The sequence below is a fragment of the Clostridium polynesiense genome, from assembly GCF_000820705.1.
GTDB lineage: Bacteria > Bacillota > Clostridia > Clostridiales > Clostridiaceae > Clostridium_AA > Clostridium_AA polynesiense.
This window is the reverse complement of sequence record NZ_CCXI01000095.1, coordinates 17168-34239: the sequence shown is the minus strand read 5'-3', so window position 1 is coordinate 34239 and position 17072 is coordinate 17168. Positions and strand designations below refer to the sequence as shown.

The 17072-nt window shown below is 34.0% G+C and carries 16 protein-coding genes, 1 pseudogene and 1 other annotated feature; of the genes and pseudogenes, 11 read left to right on the top strand and 6 right to left on the bottom strand.

Going from position 1 to position 17072, the window contains the following annotated elements:
- Positions 1-14: 14 nt before the first annotated feature.
- A complete protein-coding gene (gene thrS / locus TA89_RS08895) occupies positions 15-1955 on the bottom strand; it encodes a threonine--tRNA ligase (protein WP_040212640.1) in 1941 nt (646 codons plus the stop codon).
- Positions 1956-2035: 80 nt separating this feature from the next.
- Positions 2036-2249 (bottom strand) — a binding site (T-box leader).
- Between the two features lie 175 nt (positions 2250-2424).
- Between thrS and TA89_RS17695 the strand changes: the two genes are divergently transcribed.
- The 4 genes from TA89_RS17695 (at position 2425) to TA89_RS08880 (ending at position 6520) form a co-directional block, all read left to right on the top strand.
- The gene (locus TA89_RS17695; RefSeq protein ID WP_052447389.1) at positions 2425-4743 is read left to right on the top strand and encodes a sensor histidine kinase; all 2319 of its coding nucleotides are present in this window, start codon (positions 2425-2427) and stop codon (positions 4741-4743) included.
- A gap of 69 nt (positions 4744-4812) precedes the next feature.
- Complete coding sequence (locus tag TA89_RS08885; protein WP_040212637.1) at positions 4813-5604, top strand: VIT1/CCC1 transporter family protein; 792 nt, start codon at positions 4813-4815, stop codon at positions 5602-5604.
- A 134-nt stretch (positions 5605-5738) separates the two neighbouring features.
- Positions 5739-5912, top strand: a complete 174-nt coding sequence (locus TA89_RS18250) for an ATP-binding cassette domain-containing protein (RefSeq protein ID WP_147590099.1) — start codon at positions 5739-5741, stop codon at positions 5910-5912.
- An 80-nt stretch (positions 5913-5992) separates the two neighbouring features.
- On the top strand, positions 5993-6520 hold the full coding sequence (locus TA89_RS08880; RefSeq protein ID WP_040212636.1) for an FtsX-like permease family protein: 528 nt from the start codon (positions 5993-5995) through the stop codon (positions 6518-6520).
- A 9-nt stretch (positions 6521-6529) separates the two neighbouring features.
- On the opposite strand, the gene TA89_RS08875 is transcribed toward TA89_RS08880, so the two are convergent.
- The 5 genes from TA89_RS08875 to TA89_RS08855 all read right to left on the bottom strand — a co-directional run bounded on the left by TA89_RS08875 (position 6530) and on the right by TA89_RS08855 (position 10194).
- A complete protein-coding gene (locus tag TA89_RS08875; RefSeq protein ID WP_040212635.1) occupies positions 6530-7975 on the bottom strand; it encodes a sensor histidine kinase in 1446 nt (481 codons plus the stop codon).
- On the bottom strand, positions 7965-8660 hold the full coding sequence (locus tag TA89_RS08870) for a response regulator transcription factor (RefSeq protein WP_040212633.1): 696 nt from the start codon (positions 8658-8660) through the stop codon (positions 7965-7967). The genes TA89_RS08875 and TA89_RS08870 overlap by 11 nt, the downstream gene beginning before the upstream one ends.
- Positions 8661-8779: 119 nt before the next feature.
- The gene (locus tag TA89_RS08865) at positions 8780-9178 is read right to left on the bottom strand and encodes a DsrE family protein (RefSeq protein ID WP_040212631.1); all 399 of its coding nucleotides are present in this window, start codon (positions 9176-9178) and stop codon (positions 8780-8782) included.
- A 20-nt stretch (positions 9179-9198) separates the two neighbouring features.
- The gene (locus tag TA89_RS08860; protein WP_040212630.1) at positions 9199-9609 is read right to left on the bottom strand and encodes a DUF2188 domain-containing protein; all 411 of its coding nucleotides are present in this window, start codon (positions 9607-9609) and stop codon (positions 9199-9201) included.
- Positions 9610-9624: 15 nt separating this feature from the next.
- Positions 9625-10194, bottom strand: coding sequence for a DsrE family protein (locus tag TA89_RS08855; RefSeq protein WP_040212629.1), 570 nt, complete (start codon positions 10192-10194; stop codon positions 9625-9627).
- Between the two features lie 291 nt (positions 10195-10485).
- Between TA89_RS08855 and TA89_RS08850 the strand changes: the two genes are divergently transcribed.
- The 7 genes and pseudogenes from TA89_RS08850 to TA89_RS08820 all read left to right on the top strand — a co-directional run bounded on the left by TA89_RS08850 (position 10486) and on the right by TA89_RS08820 (position 17065).
- Positions 10486-10797, top strand: a complete 312-nt coding sequence (locus tag TA89_RS08850; protein ID WP_040212626.1) for a hypothetical protein — start codon at positions 10486-10488, stop codon at positions 10795-10797.
- A gap of 15 nt (positions 10798-10812) precedes the next feature.
- On the top strand, positions 10813-11859 hold the full coding sequence (locus TA89_RS08845; RefSeq protein WP_040212624.1) for a V-type ATPase subunit: 1047 nt from the start codon (positions 10813-10815) through the stop codon (positions 11857-11859).
- Between the two features lie 12 nt (positions 11860-11871).
- Positions 11872-13875 carry a V-type ATP synthase subunit I gene (locus TA89_RS08840; protein WP_040212622.1) on the top strand — a complete coding sequence of 668 codons (2004 nt, stop codon included), beginning with the start codon at positions 11872-11874 and terminating at the stop codon, positions 13873-13875.
- A gap of 11 nt (positions 13876-13886) precedes the next feature.
- Entirely contained in the window at positions 13887-14315 is a 429-nt protein-coding gene (locus TA89_RS08835; RefSeq protein WP_341349990.1) for an ATP synthase subunit C, read from the top strand.
- Between the two features lie 15 nt (positions 14316-14330).
- Positions 14331-14639: a V-type ATP synthase subunit F gene (locus TA89_RS08830; protein WP_040212619.1), complete on the top strand. Its 309-nt coding sequence runs from the start codon at positions 14331-14333 to the stop codon at positions 14637-14639.
- Between the two features lie 24 nt (positions 14640-14663).
- Complete coding sequence (locus TA89_RS08825) at positions 14664-15278, top strand: V-type ATP synthase subunit E (RefSeq protein ID WP_040212616.1); 615 nt, start codon at positions 14664-14666, stop codon at positions 15276-15278.
- A 12-nt stretch (positions 15279-15290) separates the two neighbouring features.
- Positions 15291-17065: pseudogene (locus tag TA89_RS08820) on the top strand (V-type ATP synthase subunit A).
- Positions 17066-17072: the final 7 nt, after the last annotated feature.

The window sequence follows — 17072 nt, the reverse complement described above, 5'->3', positions numbered from 1 at the left end:
TTTTTTTATTATAATTATTCGGTTACTAAATCTTTAACTTCTTTTTGAACTCTTTCAATGAAAGAATCCAGTGGAAGAGCACCTTCGTCACCATTTTTTCTGCTTCTTACTGCTACCTGGTTATTTTCTGCTTCTTTTTCCCCTATGATTAAGAGATAAGGAATTTTCTCCATTCTTCCCTGTCTGATTTTATATCCTATCTTTTCTGCTCTATAGTCAACTTCTACTCTGATTCCTTTAGCTTTTAAAGTTTCAGCCACTGACTGGCAGTAATCGTGATATTTTTCCGAAATAGGAAGGATTTTTGCCTGAACTGGAGCTATCCAGGTAGGCAGTGCTCCGGCATATTTTTCAATGAGCATCGCCAGAGTTCTCTCATAGCAGCCTATAGAGCTTCTGTGTATGATATATGGAAGCTTCTTTTCTCCATCCTTATCGATGTAATACATATTAAATCTTTCTGCTAAGGCGAAGTCAAGCTGCACTGTAATGATTGTATCTTCCTTGCCGTGAACATTTGTAAATTGAACATCAAGTTTAGGACCATAGAAGGCAGCTTCACCTTCCGCTTCTTTATAATTTATTCCTAAGTCATCAAGGATTACCTTCATTTTAGCCTGTGAGGATTCCCAAGCTGCTTCATCACCGATATATTTTTCTCTGTTATTTGGATCCCATTTTGAAAATCTATAGGAGATATCGTTGTGTATACCTAAGGATTTCATCATAAACTTAATTAGGTCTACAGCTTTTTTAAATTCTTCTTCAACCTGATCAGGAGTGCAGATAATATGTCCGTCTGCTAAAGTAAACTGTCTTACCCTTATTAATCCGTGCATTTCTCCTGAGGCTTCATTTCTAAATAAAGTGGAAGTTTCTGAATATCTTATTGGAAGCTCTCTATAGCTATGCTGGTCTGCATTATAAATAGCAAACTGAAATGGACAAGTCATTGGTCTTAAAGCAAATACCTCATCATCCTTTTCTTCATCGCCTAAAACAAACATTCCATCTTTATAGTGAGACCAGTGGCCTGATATCTTATAAAGGTCACTTTTAGCCATAAATGGAGTTTTTGTTATAATATAGCCTCTTTTTTCCTCTTCATCCTCAACGAATCTTTGAAGTATCTGCATTACCTTTGAACCTTTTCCGGTTAACAGAGGCAGCCCCTGACCAATAGCTTCAGAAGTTGTAAATAAGCCAAGCTCCCTTCCTAATCTGTTGTGATCTCTCTTTTTAGCTTCTTCTAATCTTTCTAAATGAGCTTCAAGGTCAGCTTTCTTATTATAGGCTGTTCCATATATTCTGGAAAGCATCTTGTTCTTTTCGCTTCCTCTCCAGTATGCACCAGCAGTATGAGTTAACTTAAAGGCTTTTACAAATTTAGTGTTCATAAGATGTGGACCTGCACATAAGTCAACGAATTCTCCCATTTTATAGAAGGATATAATCTCCTCTTCAGGCAAATCATTTATAAGTTCCACTTTATAATCTTCATTTCTTTCTTCCATAAGCTTTATGGCTTCGTTTCTTGGAAGCTCAAACCTTTCAAGAGGAAGCTCCTCTTTAACGATTTTTTTCATCTCGGACTCAAGCTTTTCAAGGTCTTCATAGCTGAAGGAACCCTCTTTGTCGAAATCATAGTAAAAACCTTCATCAATAGCAGGACCTATGGCTAATTTAGTGCTTGGATAAAGCCTTTTAACCGCCTGAGCAAGTATATGGGAAGCAGTGTGCCTGAAAGCTTTTTTTCCTTCTTCATCATCAAAGGTAAGAATGCTTAGCTCGGAATCCTCCGCTATAACATGTCTTAAATCCTTAACTTCTCCATTTACCAATCCTGCACAGGCAACTCTAGCTAATCCTTCGCTTATATCCTTAGCAATGTCATAAATAGATAAGGATGATTGGTATTCTTTTATTGAACCATCTTTTAAAGTTATTTTTATCATTTTTAAATCTCCTTTCCTTGTAGGGTTTGATTCTAGATTTTATAATTGCTTTGTATAAATAAAATAAGCCCTCATCCCTGAAAAGGGACGAGAGCATAATATTCCCGTGGTTCCACCCTGATTATTTACCCAAATAGGATAAATCTCTTAGTTAATAATGATAACGGAATTACCGTGCCTTATTAGAGCCGCTCAGAGGTGGTTTTGGGCTGTGCTTATTTAAGAATACTTTCAGCGGATGTATTCTCTCTCTGAAAACAGTTTACAGCTTAATCTTCTCTTCATCGCTTTATTATTAATAAATATTATATCACTTATTAACATATAGTCAACAGTAAAATTATAGATATTCCAGATAAAGCATAAAATTGAAGATATCTATAGTACAAATTGTTTACTAAACTACTTTTATGGTATTATAATAAGTAAGGTAAATTAAGGAAGATGTCAGGTGCCAGGCACCTGACAAATGACAATTGACACTGGGAATGCGGTAATAAAGGCAGGGGATAGTATGGTAGGTTGCAAGGGGAGTAGTAGCAACAGCTTTTTAGTCTGCACTTATAAGGATAAAATCTTTGAAATAAGTGAATCTATGCTGGACTTAACTTCATATAAAGCTGAAGAAATTATAGGAATAGATATAAACAGCTATTTTAAATTATTAAATACAAATATAGAGAAGGACAGCCTTGTAGAGCATGAAAGCTATATAATATTCAGCAGGTGCAGGGTTCCTTTGGAATGTAAAATAAAAATAGAAGCCAATTTAGAAACAAGAATCTATTTTTTTTATGATATGGTTAATGCTTTAAAAGCCCCTGAACTTTCAGCAATATATCAGCTTTGTGCTAATAGCCTTTCAACCATGGCAATTTATACTGCAGATGACTTAAGGATAATACACAGCAATAAACTTAAGTTTAGGAATGTTGAGGTTAATTATAATGCTGAAGAGCTGGTGGGTAAAAGGCTGGATGAAGTTTTTCCTTTCATAAAGGAAACAAATTTGGAATTTTTGATGAAAAGGGTCATAGATGACGGCAGACCTTATAATGACGAAGAATTTATGATTGTTTTGCCTGGAAGTATATTATCCTGCTGGAATATTGCATTTACACCTATATATGTTAAGGATAAGATTAAATATCTGGTGGTTACAGCTGAAGATGTTTCAGAAAAAATAAAAAGCAGAAATATTATAGTTAATCAGGAAAATTTAATATCCACTCAGAAGAATCAGCTTGAGGCAATTATTGAAAATATGTCTGACTGTTTATTTATTTCAGATAGTACAGGAAGATATATTAAGTTAAATAAAACTGCCAGAGAAACCTTTGATCAATCAGGAAAAATTCAGAATATAGGGGATGTGATAAAATTAAACCCTATGTATGATGAAAAAGGAGATCTTCTGCAAGTTGACGGTCTTCCAGTGGTGAGGGCTTTAAATGGTGAAGATATGAAAAATGTTAGGGTTTCTTTATATAGAGATGATGGTATAAAGTATTATGATATTAATGCAACTCCTATTTTTAATGGAAAAGGAAAAGTTTCTAATGTAGTCATGTGCTTTAGAGATGTAACATACCTAATGCGTGAACAGGAGATAATTATAAAACAAAAAAATTATTTTTATGACATAATAAATTCTCTGGATTTTCCTATTGTGAGGCTATCATTTCCTGAATTAAATGTAATAGAGCTGAATAATAGGGCAAAAAACCTTATAAGTTTAGGAGATTATAAGGAATATCCCCTCACCATTTATGATATTCTTTCTATAATGGATGTGGACGATAATGATATATATCTTAACAGCTTAAGAAATATAAAGGATACTAAATATCTAAAAAACATAAAGATAAAAAGCATAAGCAATCAAAAGCATTATAATGTGGTATGCCAGCCTCTTTTAAATATTGAGGAAGAAATCAAAGAACTGGTTATAATAGTTGTTGATGTAACGGATGAAATTCTTCAGAAGGAAAAGATAAACAACCTGCTTAAAGCACAGGAGGAGTTTTTTTCCTTTATTTCTCATGAGTTTAAAACACCAATAACTGTTGCTTTATCAGCTCTCCAGGTTTTGGAGTTTGCAGGGAAGGAAACCATAAATTCCGTAACAAGAAAATATATTAATAAAATAAGGCAGAGCTGCCTTCAGCAGCTTAGACTTGTAAATAATCTGCTGGATATAACAAGAGCAGACTCAGGCTATCTCAAGGTAAACAGAAAAAATGTAAATATAGTAGAGATAACCAGGATGATTGTAGAATCCATAGAGCTTTATTCCAGGGAAAAAGAAATCTCAATTTGTTTTAATTCACAGAGTGAGGATATATACACAGCGCTGGATGATGAGAAGTATGAAAGAGTTATTTTAAATTTGCTTTCCAATGCCGTTAAGTTCACTCCCAAGGGCAAAAAAATATATGTGGAAATATACAAGGAAAAAGATGAAATAATCATAATGGTAAAGGATGAAGGAATAGGAATACCTAAAGAAAAATTAGAGTATATATTTGAAAGGTATTCTCAGCTTAATAATGGACTTACAAGAAATTCTGAGGGTACAGGTATAGGGCTCTGCCTTGCCAAACTTATGGCTAAAGCTTTAGGCGGAGATATAAAGGTGGAAAGTGAAATAGATATAGGCACTACCTTTAAGGTCTTTATACCTATTCAGACAATAGAAGAAAATTCTTTGCAAAGAGATATGGACTTATTAGATAATAGATTAATGAGAAGTATTAACATAGAGTTTTCACATTTGGAAACCAGCTGATATGGGAAAAGCCACCAAATTATACTATAATATAGTTAAGAATATATTATAGGTAAGTGAGGTGGTTTTTTGTTATCAAGAAATATAGATAAGGCTAAAAAGGCTTTTAAGAATAAGGATATTGAAGCTGCTAAACTAGCTCATGATGCTCAACAGGGAAAATATGAAAAACATAATACAGAACAGGGACAATATATAAAAAGCTTAGTTTATGGAGGTCTTGATGGAATTATTACAACCTTTGCTGTAGTCGCCGGTGTAGCGGGAGCTTCCCTTTCACCAGCTATAGTGCTTATAATGGGGTTTGCTAATTTAATTGCCGACGGTTTATCTATGGCAATAGGAGATTATTTAAGTACTAAGGCTGAAATGCAGTATAAAAGTTTGGAAAGAGAAAGAGAAACCTGGGAGGTAGAAAACTATCCTGAGGGTGAAAAGCTTGAGCTCATAGAGCTTTATATGGATAAAGGAATGTCTCAGGAGGATGCGGAAACGGTAACAGAAATTATTTCAAAGAATGAAAAGACCTGGGTTGACATAATGATGATAGAAGAATTGGGGATAATAGAAGAAGAGGAATCGCCAGTAAAAAATGCTATGGTGACTTTCACATCCTTCGTGATATTTGGATTTATTCCAATTCTTGCTTATGTGCTTTCAAGATTTATCCCTTATATTGCCATAAACACCTTTGCTATAGCTTGTTTTCTTACAGGGGCAACCTTATTTGCTCTTGGAGCGTTAAAGGTTAAGATAACGGAAGAGAACTGGATAAAATCAGGATTAGAAATGCTTATTGTAGGAGGATTAGCTGCAGGAGCAGCATATATTATAGGTAATTTTCTTTCTGTTTTAGTTTAAGATACTTTTAATAAGTCTGTACTTTTAAGGTACAGGCTTTTTTTATTATTTTAGATGTTTTTTAGTAATTTATAGATTATATCCTTATATATAACATAAAATAAATTTTATGTATTTAAATATCAGGAGGGAATATGTTCAAGCTGAAAAATGTTATAAAAAACTATCAATCCGATAATAAGATTATAACTGCTATGGACGTTTTTGAGTTAGTCATTAATAAAGGAAAGTTTATCTCTCTTGTAGGTCCTTCTGGATCTGGAAAATTTACTTTTTTAAATATTATAAGCATTGCGGTGAGGCGGTAAGAAAAAATATCTTCAGTGTTAACTCCATTTTTAAGATAATCATAAAAAACATTCTTTCTTATAGTAAAAAGTCAGGGCTTTTGGTAATTCAAATAGCACTTAAAGGCGGGGTTGCTGTTTTCACCTGGCTTTCCATAGAAGCAACTAATAAATATATAGAATACACAACACTTGGAAGCTTTATAAGCCATAGTATGTCTGATATTTCAAAGGCTATAATCCTAGGTGGTATAGCACTTATACTATTAACGGTTTTTGATAGATTTTCTGCTATGGCTACAGAAAGAAAAAGAGAAATAGATATATTAAAAACTATAGGCTGGAAGAATGTGCACATAGGAAAACTCATTTACGGAGAAGCTTTGATACTTCTTTCTTTAATAGGAACTGCTATTGTTTTCCTAATAGCCATAGGAGGCTTCAGATTTATTTACAGTGAACTTCCTGTAAGCTATGGTAATATATCAGCGGCTTTTACAGGGATAATTACAGCAGTTCTTGTTATCTGCATAGCTCCCTTTTATAAAGCAGTTCTGCCTCCCCCTATTGAAGCTGTAACAGATAGAGCTTCTGTAAGAGAAGGCAAAATAGAAAATACAAGAAAATAGTGATTCAATTTATTTTGGAATAGGTAATGAAAGAGTTATAATTGTACCTTCATTCAGATTGCTTGATATATCTGCTTTTCCGTTGTGAAGCTCAATAATATATTTAGCAATAGCTAATCCTAAGCCGGTACCTAGAGTATCCATTCGTGATTTATCGATTTTGTAAAATCTCTTCCATATGTTTTTAAGCTCCCTTTCCGGAATTCCTTGACCCTGATCTTCAATTATTAAATGGAGAGAGTCATCTACTGATGCCTTTAGGGTTACATAGGTATTTGGAGGGGAGTATTTTATGGCGTTATCTAAGAATATTATTAAAAGCTGCTTTAATCTGTCATAATCACCTACTATATGAAGAGAAGAAATATCATAATCAGCATTGATTTTTACATGAGCTTCTTTAGCCAGTACAGTTATATTATCAAGAACCTCTTCCAATAAAAGTTCTACATCAACATCCTCTATATTAAGGATTAATTTGTTGTTTTCAAGCCGAGAAAGATCTAGAAGGTCGTTAACCATTCTTGTTAGTCTGTTTACTTCTTTAAGCATGCTTTCATAATAATACTGAATCTTATCCTTTTGAACTACACCATCCATGAGGGATTCTAACCTTCCCTTTAATATGGTTAAAGGAGTTCTGAACTCGTGAGATACATTTGCTACAAATTCCTTTCTTACAGCTTCTTCTTCCATTAAAGTGGTGATATTATCATCAAGTCTCTGAGACAGTTCATTTAAGGAAGCAGCAAGCATTCCTATTTCATCCTTTTGAGTTATGGAATTTTTAATCTTATAATTTCCTCTGCTCAGCTCTTCTGCAAAGACTGCCATAGATAGAAGGGGTTTAGTTATAAATTTAGAATAATAGAAGCTGAGAATTCCTGTAAGAAACAGCTCTATGATAAGTGCAATAAGGAGATATTTAAGGAATTTTATTTGTGCCTCCTTTAAATCTCTGATGGGAGAAAATAAAAGCACCGTTCCCTTTACTTCATTGCTGTCACTTAGTATAGGCTCAGCCACAAGGAGCATATTTTCACCATAATAATTATTGCTTGACTTTTTAATAACCCTGCTGCCTTTTAGAGCCTCTTTTAATATCTCTTGATCCAGTGAATTATTCATAATATTTCCTGTGATTCCGTGATTTCTTCCTCCTCTTCTGGAGAAAAACACCAGGCTTCCGGTTTTATCGGTAATCCATATTCTGCCGTTCATAACGGATTCAGTATAATCAGAAAGCTTTTCATAGACAGAAGAATTTCCTTGTTCTATAGACTCTGCTTTTAATAGATAGGCCAGTTCCTGAGCTTTAGAGGCTAAAGAAGATTTTTTATTATTATAGGTATAATCTTTAAAAATTCCATAAGAGACAAAGCCTAATATTAAGGTGGACAAAAATATAATACATATTATTCCTAGAGTTATTTTTACCACTATTTTATTTTTCATCGTTTCCTACCTCGAACTTATAGCCTAATCCCCAGAGGGTTTTTATATCCCATTTAAAATTCTCCTGAATATTAAGCTTACTTCTCAATCTTTTAATGTGAGAATCAACAGTTCGTGAATTACCGAAATATTCATATCCCCAGATTTTATCCAGAAGTACTTCCCTGGTAAATACTCTTCCCGGACTGGATGCTAATAAATGAAAAAGCTCAATTTCTTTTTTTGTTAATGGGATGGTGTGATTATTTATTTTAACCGTATAAGTTTCGATATTGATTTCCAGATTGTGTATTTTTATGGAGTTACCAGAACTTTCTCCGGTAATAATCCTCCTAAATACAGCCTTGATTCTCGCCATAACCTCTCCGGGACTGAAGGGCTTTACTATGTAGTCATCAGCTCCCAGTTCCAAACCCAGTATTTTATCAGTATACTCACCACGGGCGGTGAGCATTATTATAGGAACATCAGATTCTTTTCTTATGATTTTACATACCTCAATACCATCTATAACAGGCATCATTATATCTAAAAGAATAAGTGATGGATTTTTCATTCTATACTGATTTAAGGCTTCCTCCCCATTAGCTGCCCTCACTACCTTATAGCCTTCCCTTTCCATATAAGGTGTTAATATGTCAATTATTTCTAAATTATCGTCAGCTATTAATATAGTTGAGTTCATGATACCCCTCCCAAAGATTAATCCATAGAAATTATATCATAAACCTATGTCATATTTATGTCTTTTATATTTGAAAAAGAATCCCGAAAATATCCGGGATTCTTTTTTGAAAATATAATCTACATTTTAATATAGGCGTAGCCTTCATTTTGTCTAAGCACCACTTCAGTAACAGCGGCAGGAACCATGGAAACAAATTCATATAGCTTTGAAGGAGAAATTTCATTCTCTTCAAGGGATTTTGACGAGGCTACAAATTCAACTCCAGTTGTATGAAGTTCATTTATCCTGTTCATTATATTTTCGTCACTACTAGACATTATAGCTTTCATGGTATCTATTATACTGCTTTTATCCCTATTAATATCTAACAAAGTCTTCACTGCTTCACCGGTAACTAAAACTTCTAAGTCGAATTCCTCGCTTCCTAAATCCAGTAAAAGCCTGTCTACATTCTCTAAAAGTATAGCCCAGTTTTCAGGTTCAGATATATGGAATAAAGCTTTAAATTTAATCACACAAACCACCTCCTTAATTACTATAAGGATTTTTCATAGCTGCCGTCTTTTTTATGGATAATAAATCTTGATGGGGTTTTTTTAAGAATTTCTTTAGCTTTTTCCAATGCTTTATCCTTAGTATCAAAAGAAAAGCTGTGTCTTTTGGAAGCTGCCTTTCTTATTATCCATTTATCCTTCTTAAAAGCAACATGATATATTGTTTCCTTTTTTGATCTTCTGCCTGGTCTTCTTCCGGCAGCTTCATCGGAGGAAGTAACGGAAGCTCTGTTTTTAGCCCAGCTTTCCGAGGTAGAAATAGCGATAGGAATAGCTCTCCCGTCTTCATAACCGTCGCTAAGAAGGGCATTAGCTATTTCAATAGCTTTTTCTCTCTGATCTTCAGGTAAATTTTTCATAGAAGAAGGATAGTCATTTTTATTCCAAGGCATTAATACACCTCCCTGCTAATAAAGAAGATATGCATATCCCTGATTTTGTTTAACTATTAACTCCACTGCTGCAGTAGGGACGATGTTAACATAGTTAAACAATTTAGGTGCATCTATTTTATATTCAGCCAGAGATTCACCGCAAGCTTTAAATTCCGCACCGCTGCTGGCTAGGGCTAATATATCCACAACGTTATCTTCATTGTTATAGGCTAAGGATGCTTTTATAGAATCCATAAAGTCTGTGTTTGCCTTGTCCTTATCGATAAGGGTCTTAACTGCATCACCTGTAGCTAAAAATACTAGGTGCACATTCTGTATTCCTAATATGTCATAGATAGTTTTTGCTGAGGTTAATGCATTGTCCCATTTAGAAGCATCATGTACGTGGAGAATAGCCTTGTATTTATGTGAAACATTATAGTTGTTGGTAATATCCTTAGGTTTTACTTCAGAAACGGTATTATCAGTATAAATTTCCGGTGCTTTATCATTTGCAGGAGTTACTCCATCACCTATAGCACCAGGTATAATTCCAGGATGATGGGCAGGGTTTCCTGCTGGATAATTAAAATTATCGCTCATAGATGTAACCTCCTTATACTTATATATTACTTATTACAATAGATGTTATCACAATATATTCAAAAAACATTAGAAAATAAAGAATATTAAAACTAAGTTTATAATGTTATTAATATGTTAAAAAAGTACAAAATTTAGATTAAAAGCCTATTCGTATCGAAATTAGCTGAATTTACAACTACTATATCAAGCAACCTTTCATTTTCTTTAATTAGCATGGATTTTTAAATTTTACAATTAGGATTAAAGTATTAATATATAATTATGACTTTTATTAGGAGGGGGTAAGGCATGCAGTATGTAGTAAACAGTATTATTAATATTGATAAAGAAGCAGAAAAATACAAAAACAACATACAGGAGGTAGTAAGTAGCCGTAAAAGAGAATTAAAGACGTATTTAAAATCCTTAGAACAAGAGCATGAAAAGGATATTGAAAATATAAGGGCTGCTTTAATAAATAACAATATTAAAAGAGCAGAAGAAAAAGCACAGAAAATAGCTGAAGAAACAGAGAGCTTAATTCGTGAATTGAATAACAATTACTATAGCAATAAAGACGATATAATAAGTACCATATTCAAAAATATAATAAACTCCTGATAAAGGAGGGAGCAAATGGGTAATATTATTAGATATGGAGCAGTTAATACCAAAATTAAAGCAATGCAGGGAAAACTGCTTACAGAGGAACAGTACAAAAAGCTAATATCAGCAAATTCTTATGAAGAATGTATAAGGATATTAAAAGAAGAAACCAATTATTCTGAATTATTCCAAGGTATTCCTGCCGATAGTATGAGAAGAGGGCATTTCGAAGTAATACTGAAAAGGTATCATATCAAAAAGCTTTACAAACTTAGCCACTATTTTAACGGTGAATACAAAAAGCTTATTAAGATTCTTTTTATGAGATACGAAATAGAAGATATTAAAGTGATAATAAGGTCAAAATATGTTAATAGGTCCAGGGAAGATATTGAAGATATGCTTACCTTTAAAAGTCCTTTAACAACTATTGACTATGATTATCTATTGTCTTCTAACAGTGCTGAAGAGGTAATTCAAAGGCTTAAAGGAACAATTTATTACAGGCACATTAAAGAGCTTGAGGACAGGATAAGAAATGAAGGTTTATTCAGGCTTGAAAATAACCTGGACTTCGCGTATTACAGTTCTTTAAGAAAGTTTATTAAAAAGCTTAATAATGAGGATAAAAAGATAATAAGCGATATTACCGGCTTTGAAGCGGATCTTCTAAATGTTACCGCTATCTACAGAGGGAGAAAGTACTACGATATGTCTCCTGAGGAAATGTACAACTATACTATTTATGATTACTATAAGCTTAATCCGGAGATATTAAAGAAGATGTGCTATGTTAAGAACTTTAATGAATACTACGAGATACTAAAAGACCTACCTTATAAACAGATAATTCCAATGAATGAGAACTCTGACTTTTTAATAGAGGCATATGAAAGAGCATCTTTAAAGAAATTTTTGAGCAAGTATTTAGCATCTTCAAAACAAAATATATCTATTGTAATTTCGTATTTTTATTTATTACAGATTGAAATACAAAATATCGTTTCTATCGTGGAAAATAAGCGATACGACTCTCATAATAACGAAATGAATAAATTTATAACTACAGCACTATAAAGGGGTGAGTATATGGCCATTGAAAAAATGTATATGGTAGACATTGTAGGCAGTGTAAGCCAGTTGAATCGAGCTGCAAAGCTCTTGGTTATGATGAATAACTTTGAACCGGTAGATGCTCTGCAGCAGGTGGCTTCAAATAACTTTTATCTTAGTACTAATGAAGATAATATGGATGCTCTGCTGAATGTATCCTATATAAGACCTTATACAGCTCATAAGGATTACTCAAAAATAATTAAAGATATGTCAGAGTTAAAATCTTCAAAGGGGAATTATACTAAAGCAAAGAGAGAGAAAATCCCTCTGCTATGGAATGAAGAGGAAATAACTGATGGTATAGGTAATCTTTATAGCATCTATGATAAGATTCATGAAAAACTAAATCACAAAAGGAACCTTAAAGATGAATATGACAAAATGGCTCAGGGGTTAGAATTCCTTTCTGAGGTTAAAGTTAAAATGGAAGAACTGAATGGTCTTAAGAACTTTACCTGGGGAATATACAGAGTCAGCAATGAAAACAGAGAAAAGCTAAAACGGAATTATGAAAATATTCCCTCTATAATAATTACGATATATACCTCTAAGGAATATAAAATAATTATGACTTTTACTCCTAATATGCTTATTAAAGAAGCTTTAAAAATATTTGAGTCCGCTAACTGTGAACCAATTGAAATGGCAAAGGATTTTGGAGGAACTCCCGTAGAGGCTGCTGCAGCTTTAAGGGAAAGCGTGGCTCTTCTGGAAAAGGAAATTAATGAGCTGGAAGATGAATTAAAGATGTTTTTTGAAGAAAATGATGAAAACATAGAAACTATGGATATTAGTCTGGAACTTGATATGAAGGCAAATATAATAAAAAGTAAAGCTGCTACCACCAATGAATTCTTTTATCTATGCGGCTGGGTTCCGGCAGGAGGCTTAAAAAGATTAAAAAAGGTTATAAGTGATCTGGATAAAAAGATAATAATAATAGAAAAAACTCCAGAAAGTTTAGAAGCCACGCATTTTGTAACGCCTACAAAACTGAAAAACAACAAATTTATCAAGCCTTTTGAATCTATGGTAAGCATGTATGGAACTCCAGCTTACGGAGAAATAGATCCAACGGCATTTTTAAGTATAAGTTATATGATAATGTTTGGTGCCATGTTTGGAGATCTTGGTCAGGGTCTTATACTTGCTCTTGCGGGACTATTCTTACAGTATAAACTTAAGAAAGGAAACTTAGGGGGTATACTTTCAAGATTAGGTATAAGCTCCATGATTTTTGGAAGTCTTTATGGAAGCATTTTTGGTTTTGAAACTATTCCGGCACTTTTAATCAGACCTATGGAGGACATTCAAGAGGTTCTATTAGGAGCTGTTGTCTTTGGTACCGTACTCTTACTTATAGGCTTTGCTTTAGGTTTAATCAATGCCTTTAGAAGAAAAGATGTAGAGCATGGGCTGTTTGGCAAGGAAGGCTTGGCAGGATTATTGTTCTACTTGATGGTACTGACCTTTATACTGGTTAAGGTTATGGGTATTCAAGGTTTTCCTACAGGAATATGGGTGGCTGTAATGATAGCTTTATTAGGAGCTATAATGATGAAGCAGCCTTTAGCAAATCTGGTTACAAATAAAAGACCTTTATTTAATACCTCTCCGGGAGAATATTTTGTTGAGGCGGGATTTGAAATCCTTGAAACTCTTCTCAGCATGTTTTCAAACACACTGTCTTTCATAAGAGTAGGAGCCTTTGCTTTAAACCACGTAGGACTTTTTGTGGCCTTCGCAGCCATGGCTCATATGATGAACAGCGGAGTTGGAAGCGTATTTATGTATATATTGGGTAATATTATTATCATTGGACTGGAGGGCTTAATAGTATTTATACAAGGGTTAAGACTTCAGTATTATGAGTTGTTTAGTAAATATTATGAAGGGTCAGGTGTACCATTTAATCCTGTTGCCCTGGAAAGAGATATTGATTTTAATATTTTTGAAGAAAATCTAAAATTAGTTTAAGGAGTGTTAATATGATGTATTTATTCTTAATGATAGTATTTTCCTTGGTAATAGGAACTGTAACCTATGGACTAGCTGCAAAAGCAAAAAATGATATTCAAGGTAAAAATAAAATCAGAAAAGCATTAAAGGTGAATTTATCAGTGTTTATTCCAGCTATGATGGGTGCTGTGGTTTTCATGATTCCAACAGCAGCTCATGCAGCCTCTGAAACAGCAGTTAATCCTGCAGCAGGATTAGGATATTTAGCAGCTGCTTTAAGTACTGGTCTTGCCACAATTGGAGCAGGCTATGGTGTTGGAGCTGTTGGTTCTTCTGCATTGGGAGCTGTTTCAGAAGATCCTTCAATATTAGGTAAAACCCTTATTTATGTTGGATTGGCAGAAGGTATTGCTATTTATGGACTTATCATTTCCATAATGATACTTTCAAGAATTTAACAAGGGGATTTAATTATGAGAGCATTTATAATAAGTGATAATACAGACTCACTGGTTGGAATGAAGATTGCCGGTATTAATGGCATTATAGCTCACAGCAGAGAAGAGGTTATAAATGCTATTAATCATTTAAAAGAGCAAAAGGACATAGGAATAATAATAATAACTGAAGTAGTCGCTGGATATATACCTGAGGAACTAATTGAAATGAAACTGGCTAAAAACGGTCCTCTTATAGTAGAAATTCCAGACAGGCATGGCTCTGCAAGAGGCAGTGATTATATTGCAAAGTATATGAAGGAATCTATTGGACTTAAAATATAGTATAAAATAGAAACAGGTGATAATATGTCAACTACTATTGACGATAAACTTAGGCTTTTTCATAAAGCTATATTTGAGAAATTAGAAAATAAAAAAGCCGAAGAATTAAAAAAGCTTGAAGTGGAAAAGGAAAGATTAATAAAAGAAAAGCAGAATGAGCTGGAAAAAGCAAAAAAAGCCTTTCAAAAGGAAGCTGAGAAAAAGGCGGTTTTAAAAGCTAATGAAATTATCTCTAAAGAAGAGCAGAAAAAACACAGCGAGATATTAAAGCTTAAGAACAGCTTTATCGAAGAAACCGTTCTTGAATTAAAGAAAAAGCTTATAGAATTTACAGAATCACAGGAGTATTCTAATTACTTTAAAGATAGCTTGAAAAATACCCTTAAAATTGTAAAGCCCGGTGATTATACTTTACTAGCCAGAGAAAAGGATTTGGTTGATTTTAAAAAGGATATAGAAGAAATAAGCGAATCCTTAAATCATATAGAACTCAGATGTATTCCCTATAAAAATGACATAATTGGCGGTTATATATTAGAGGATTCAAATTTGAAATTTAAATATGATCAAACATTAATAAATATACTGCTGGATAATAAAGATAAAATCGGTGTAATGGTTACAGAAGCCTTAAAGTAAAGGGGGGATAATATGGATAAGAAAATCGGATATATATCAGCGGTTAACGGACCGGTAGTTAGAGCAAAAGGCATGAGCGGCTTTAAGATGAGGGAAATGGTAATGGTTGGAAGCAAAAGGCTTATAGGTGAAATAATAATCCTTGAAGGCGATGAAGCTACTATACAGGTTTATGAAGAAACGGGAGGATTAAAGATTAATGAGCCTATAGAATCTACAGGAAGTCCCTTAAGCCTTAAGCTAGGTCCTGGAATATTGAGCAATATTTTCGATGGTATAGAAAGACCACTGGTTAGGATAAATGAGATCTCTTATGGTTTTATACCTGAGGGAATAGGCCTTATTACTTTAGATGAAGAAAAGCTTTGGGATGTAAAGGTAACGGTAAAGATTGGAGATAAACTTAAAGGCGGGGATGTATACGCAGAGGTTCAGGAAATCCTTTAATACTTCATAAAATAATGGTGCCTCCTTATTTGGAAGGAGAAGTAGCAGAGGTTCTTCCTTCAGGAAACTATAATATTGAAACAACTGTGGTAAAATTAAAAACCGAAAAGGGATTAGAAGAATTGAAGCTTTATCAGCATTGGCCTGTTAGAAACCCAAGACCTATTAAACATAGAAAGACCATATTCAGACCTCTTATAACAGGGCAGAGAGTAATAGATATGTTTTTCCCTTTGGCTAAGGGAGGAACTGTCGCTATTCCAGGAGGATTTGGTACCGGAAAAACTATGACTCAGCACCAGCTGGCAAAGTGGTCTGATGCGGATATTATAGTTTATATAGGCTGTGGAGAAAGAGGAAATGAAATGACGGAGGTTCTTGAAGACTTTCCAAAGCTCATTGACCCTAAAACCAATATGCCTCTTATGAACAGGACTATACTAATAGCTAATACTTCAAATATGCCTGTTGCGGCAAGAGAAGCCAGCATATATACAGGAATAACACTGGCTGAGTACTTCAGAGATATGGGATATCATGTTGCTATTATGGCTGACTCAACGTCCCGATGGGCTGAGGCGTTAAGAGAAATATCCGGAAGACTTGAAGAGATGCCTGCAGAAGAAGGCTATCCTGCATACCTCCCTTCGAGACTGGCAGAATTTTATGAAAGAGCGGGCTATGTGGAGAATATGAATGGCACAGAAGGTTCAGTAACTGTAATCGGTGCGGTTTCACCGGCAGGTGGAGATTTTTCTGAGCCTGTTACACAAAATACGAAAAGATTTGTCAGTGCCTTTTTAAGTCTTGACAAGAAGCTTGCTTACTCCAGACACTATCCTGCGATAAATTGGTTATCCAGCTATAGCGGATATATCAATCTGTTAAAGGATTGGTATGAAGAAAATGTTTCCCCTGAAATATGGGATTTAAGAGGAAGGATGCTTAAGCTGCTCTATGAAGAAAGCAAGCTGTTAGAAATTGTTAAGCTGGTGGGAGAAGATGTACTTCCAGATGATCAAAGACTGATTTTAGAAACTTCAAAGATAATAAGAATAGCATTTTTACAGCAGAATGCATATCATGCTGAAGATACCTTCGTACCTTTGGAGAAACAGTATAAGATGCTGAAAACTATTGAGATTTTCTATGAGAGCTCCTTTAAAGCTGTAAAGGTGGGGGTTCCAATATCCCATTTAATTAACAAGGATATTTTTGAATCCCTTTATAAGATGAAATATAATGTTCCAAATGATAATTATCAAGTGCTGGAAAACCTTCAGGATGAAATAGTAGAATATTACGGCAAGCTTCATGATAAATATGCGTCTGAGAAGTAGGTGAGAA

What these genes read in the sequence shown, in the direction of transcription:
- thrS (WP_040212640.1), bottom strand. Translation starts at nt 1,955, where the DNA reads ATGATAAAAATAACTTTAAAAGATGGTTCAATAAAAGAATACCAATCA.
- TA89_RS17695 (WP_052447389.1), top strand. Translation starts at nt 2,425, where the DNA reads ATGACAATTGACACTGGGAATGCGGTAATAAAGGCAGGGGATAGTATG.
- TA89_RS18250 (WP_147590099.1), top strand. Translation starts at nt 5,739, where the DNA reads ATGTTCAAGCTGAAAAATGTTATAAAAAACTATCAATCCGATAATAAG.
- TA89_RS08875 (WP_040212635.1), bottom strand. Translation starts at nt 7,975, where the DNA reads ATGAAAAATAAAATAGTGGTAAAAATAACTCTAGGAATAATATGTATT.
- TA89_RS08870 (WP_040212633.1), bottom strand. Translation starts at nt 8,660, where the DNA reads ATGAACTCAACTATATTAATAGCTGACGATAATTTAGAAATAATTGAC.
- TA89_RS08860 (WP_040212630.1), bottom strand. Translation starts at nt 9,609, where the DNA reads ATGCCTTGGAATAAAAATGACTATCCTTCTTCTATGAAAAATTTACCT.
- TA89_RS08855 (WP_040212629.1), bottom strand. Translation starts at nt 10,194, where the DNA reads ATGAGCGATAATTTTAATTATCCAGCAGGAAACCCTGCCCATCATCCT.
- TA89_RS08850 (WP_040212626.1), top strand. Translation starts at nt 10,486, where the DNA reads ATGCAGTATGTAGTAAACAGTATTATTAATATTGATAAAGAAGCAGAA.
- TA89_RS08845 (WP_040212624.1), top strand. Translation starts at nt 10,813, where the DNA reads ATGGGTAATATTATTAGATATGGAGCAGTTAATACCAAAATTAAAGCA.
- TA89_RS08840 (WP_040212622.1), top strand. Translation starts at nt 11,872, where the DNA reads ATGGCCATTGAAAAAATGTATATGGTAGACATTGTAGGCAGTGTAAGC.
- TA89_RS08835 (WP_341349990.1), top strand. Translation starts at nt 13,887, where the DNA reads ATGATGTATTTATTCTTAATGATAGTATTTTCCTTGGTAATAGGAACT.
- TA89_RS08830 (WP_040212619.1), top strand. Translation starts at nt 14,331, where the DNA reads ATGAGAGCATTTATAATAAGTGATAATACAGACTCACTGGTTGGAATG.
- TA89_RS08825 (WP_040212616.1), top strand. Translation starts at nt 14,664, where the DNA reads ATGTCAACTACTATTGACGATAAACTTAGGCTTTTTCATAAAGCTATA.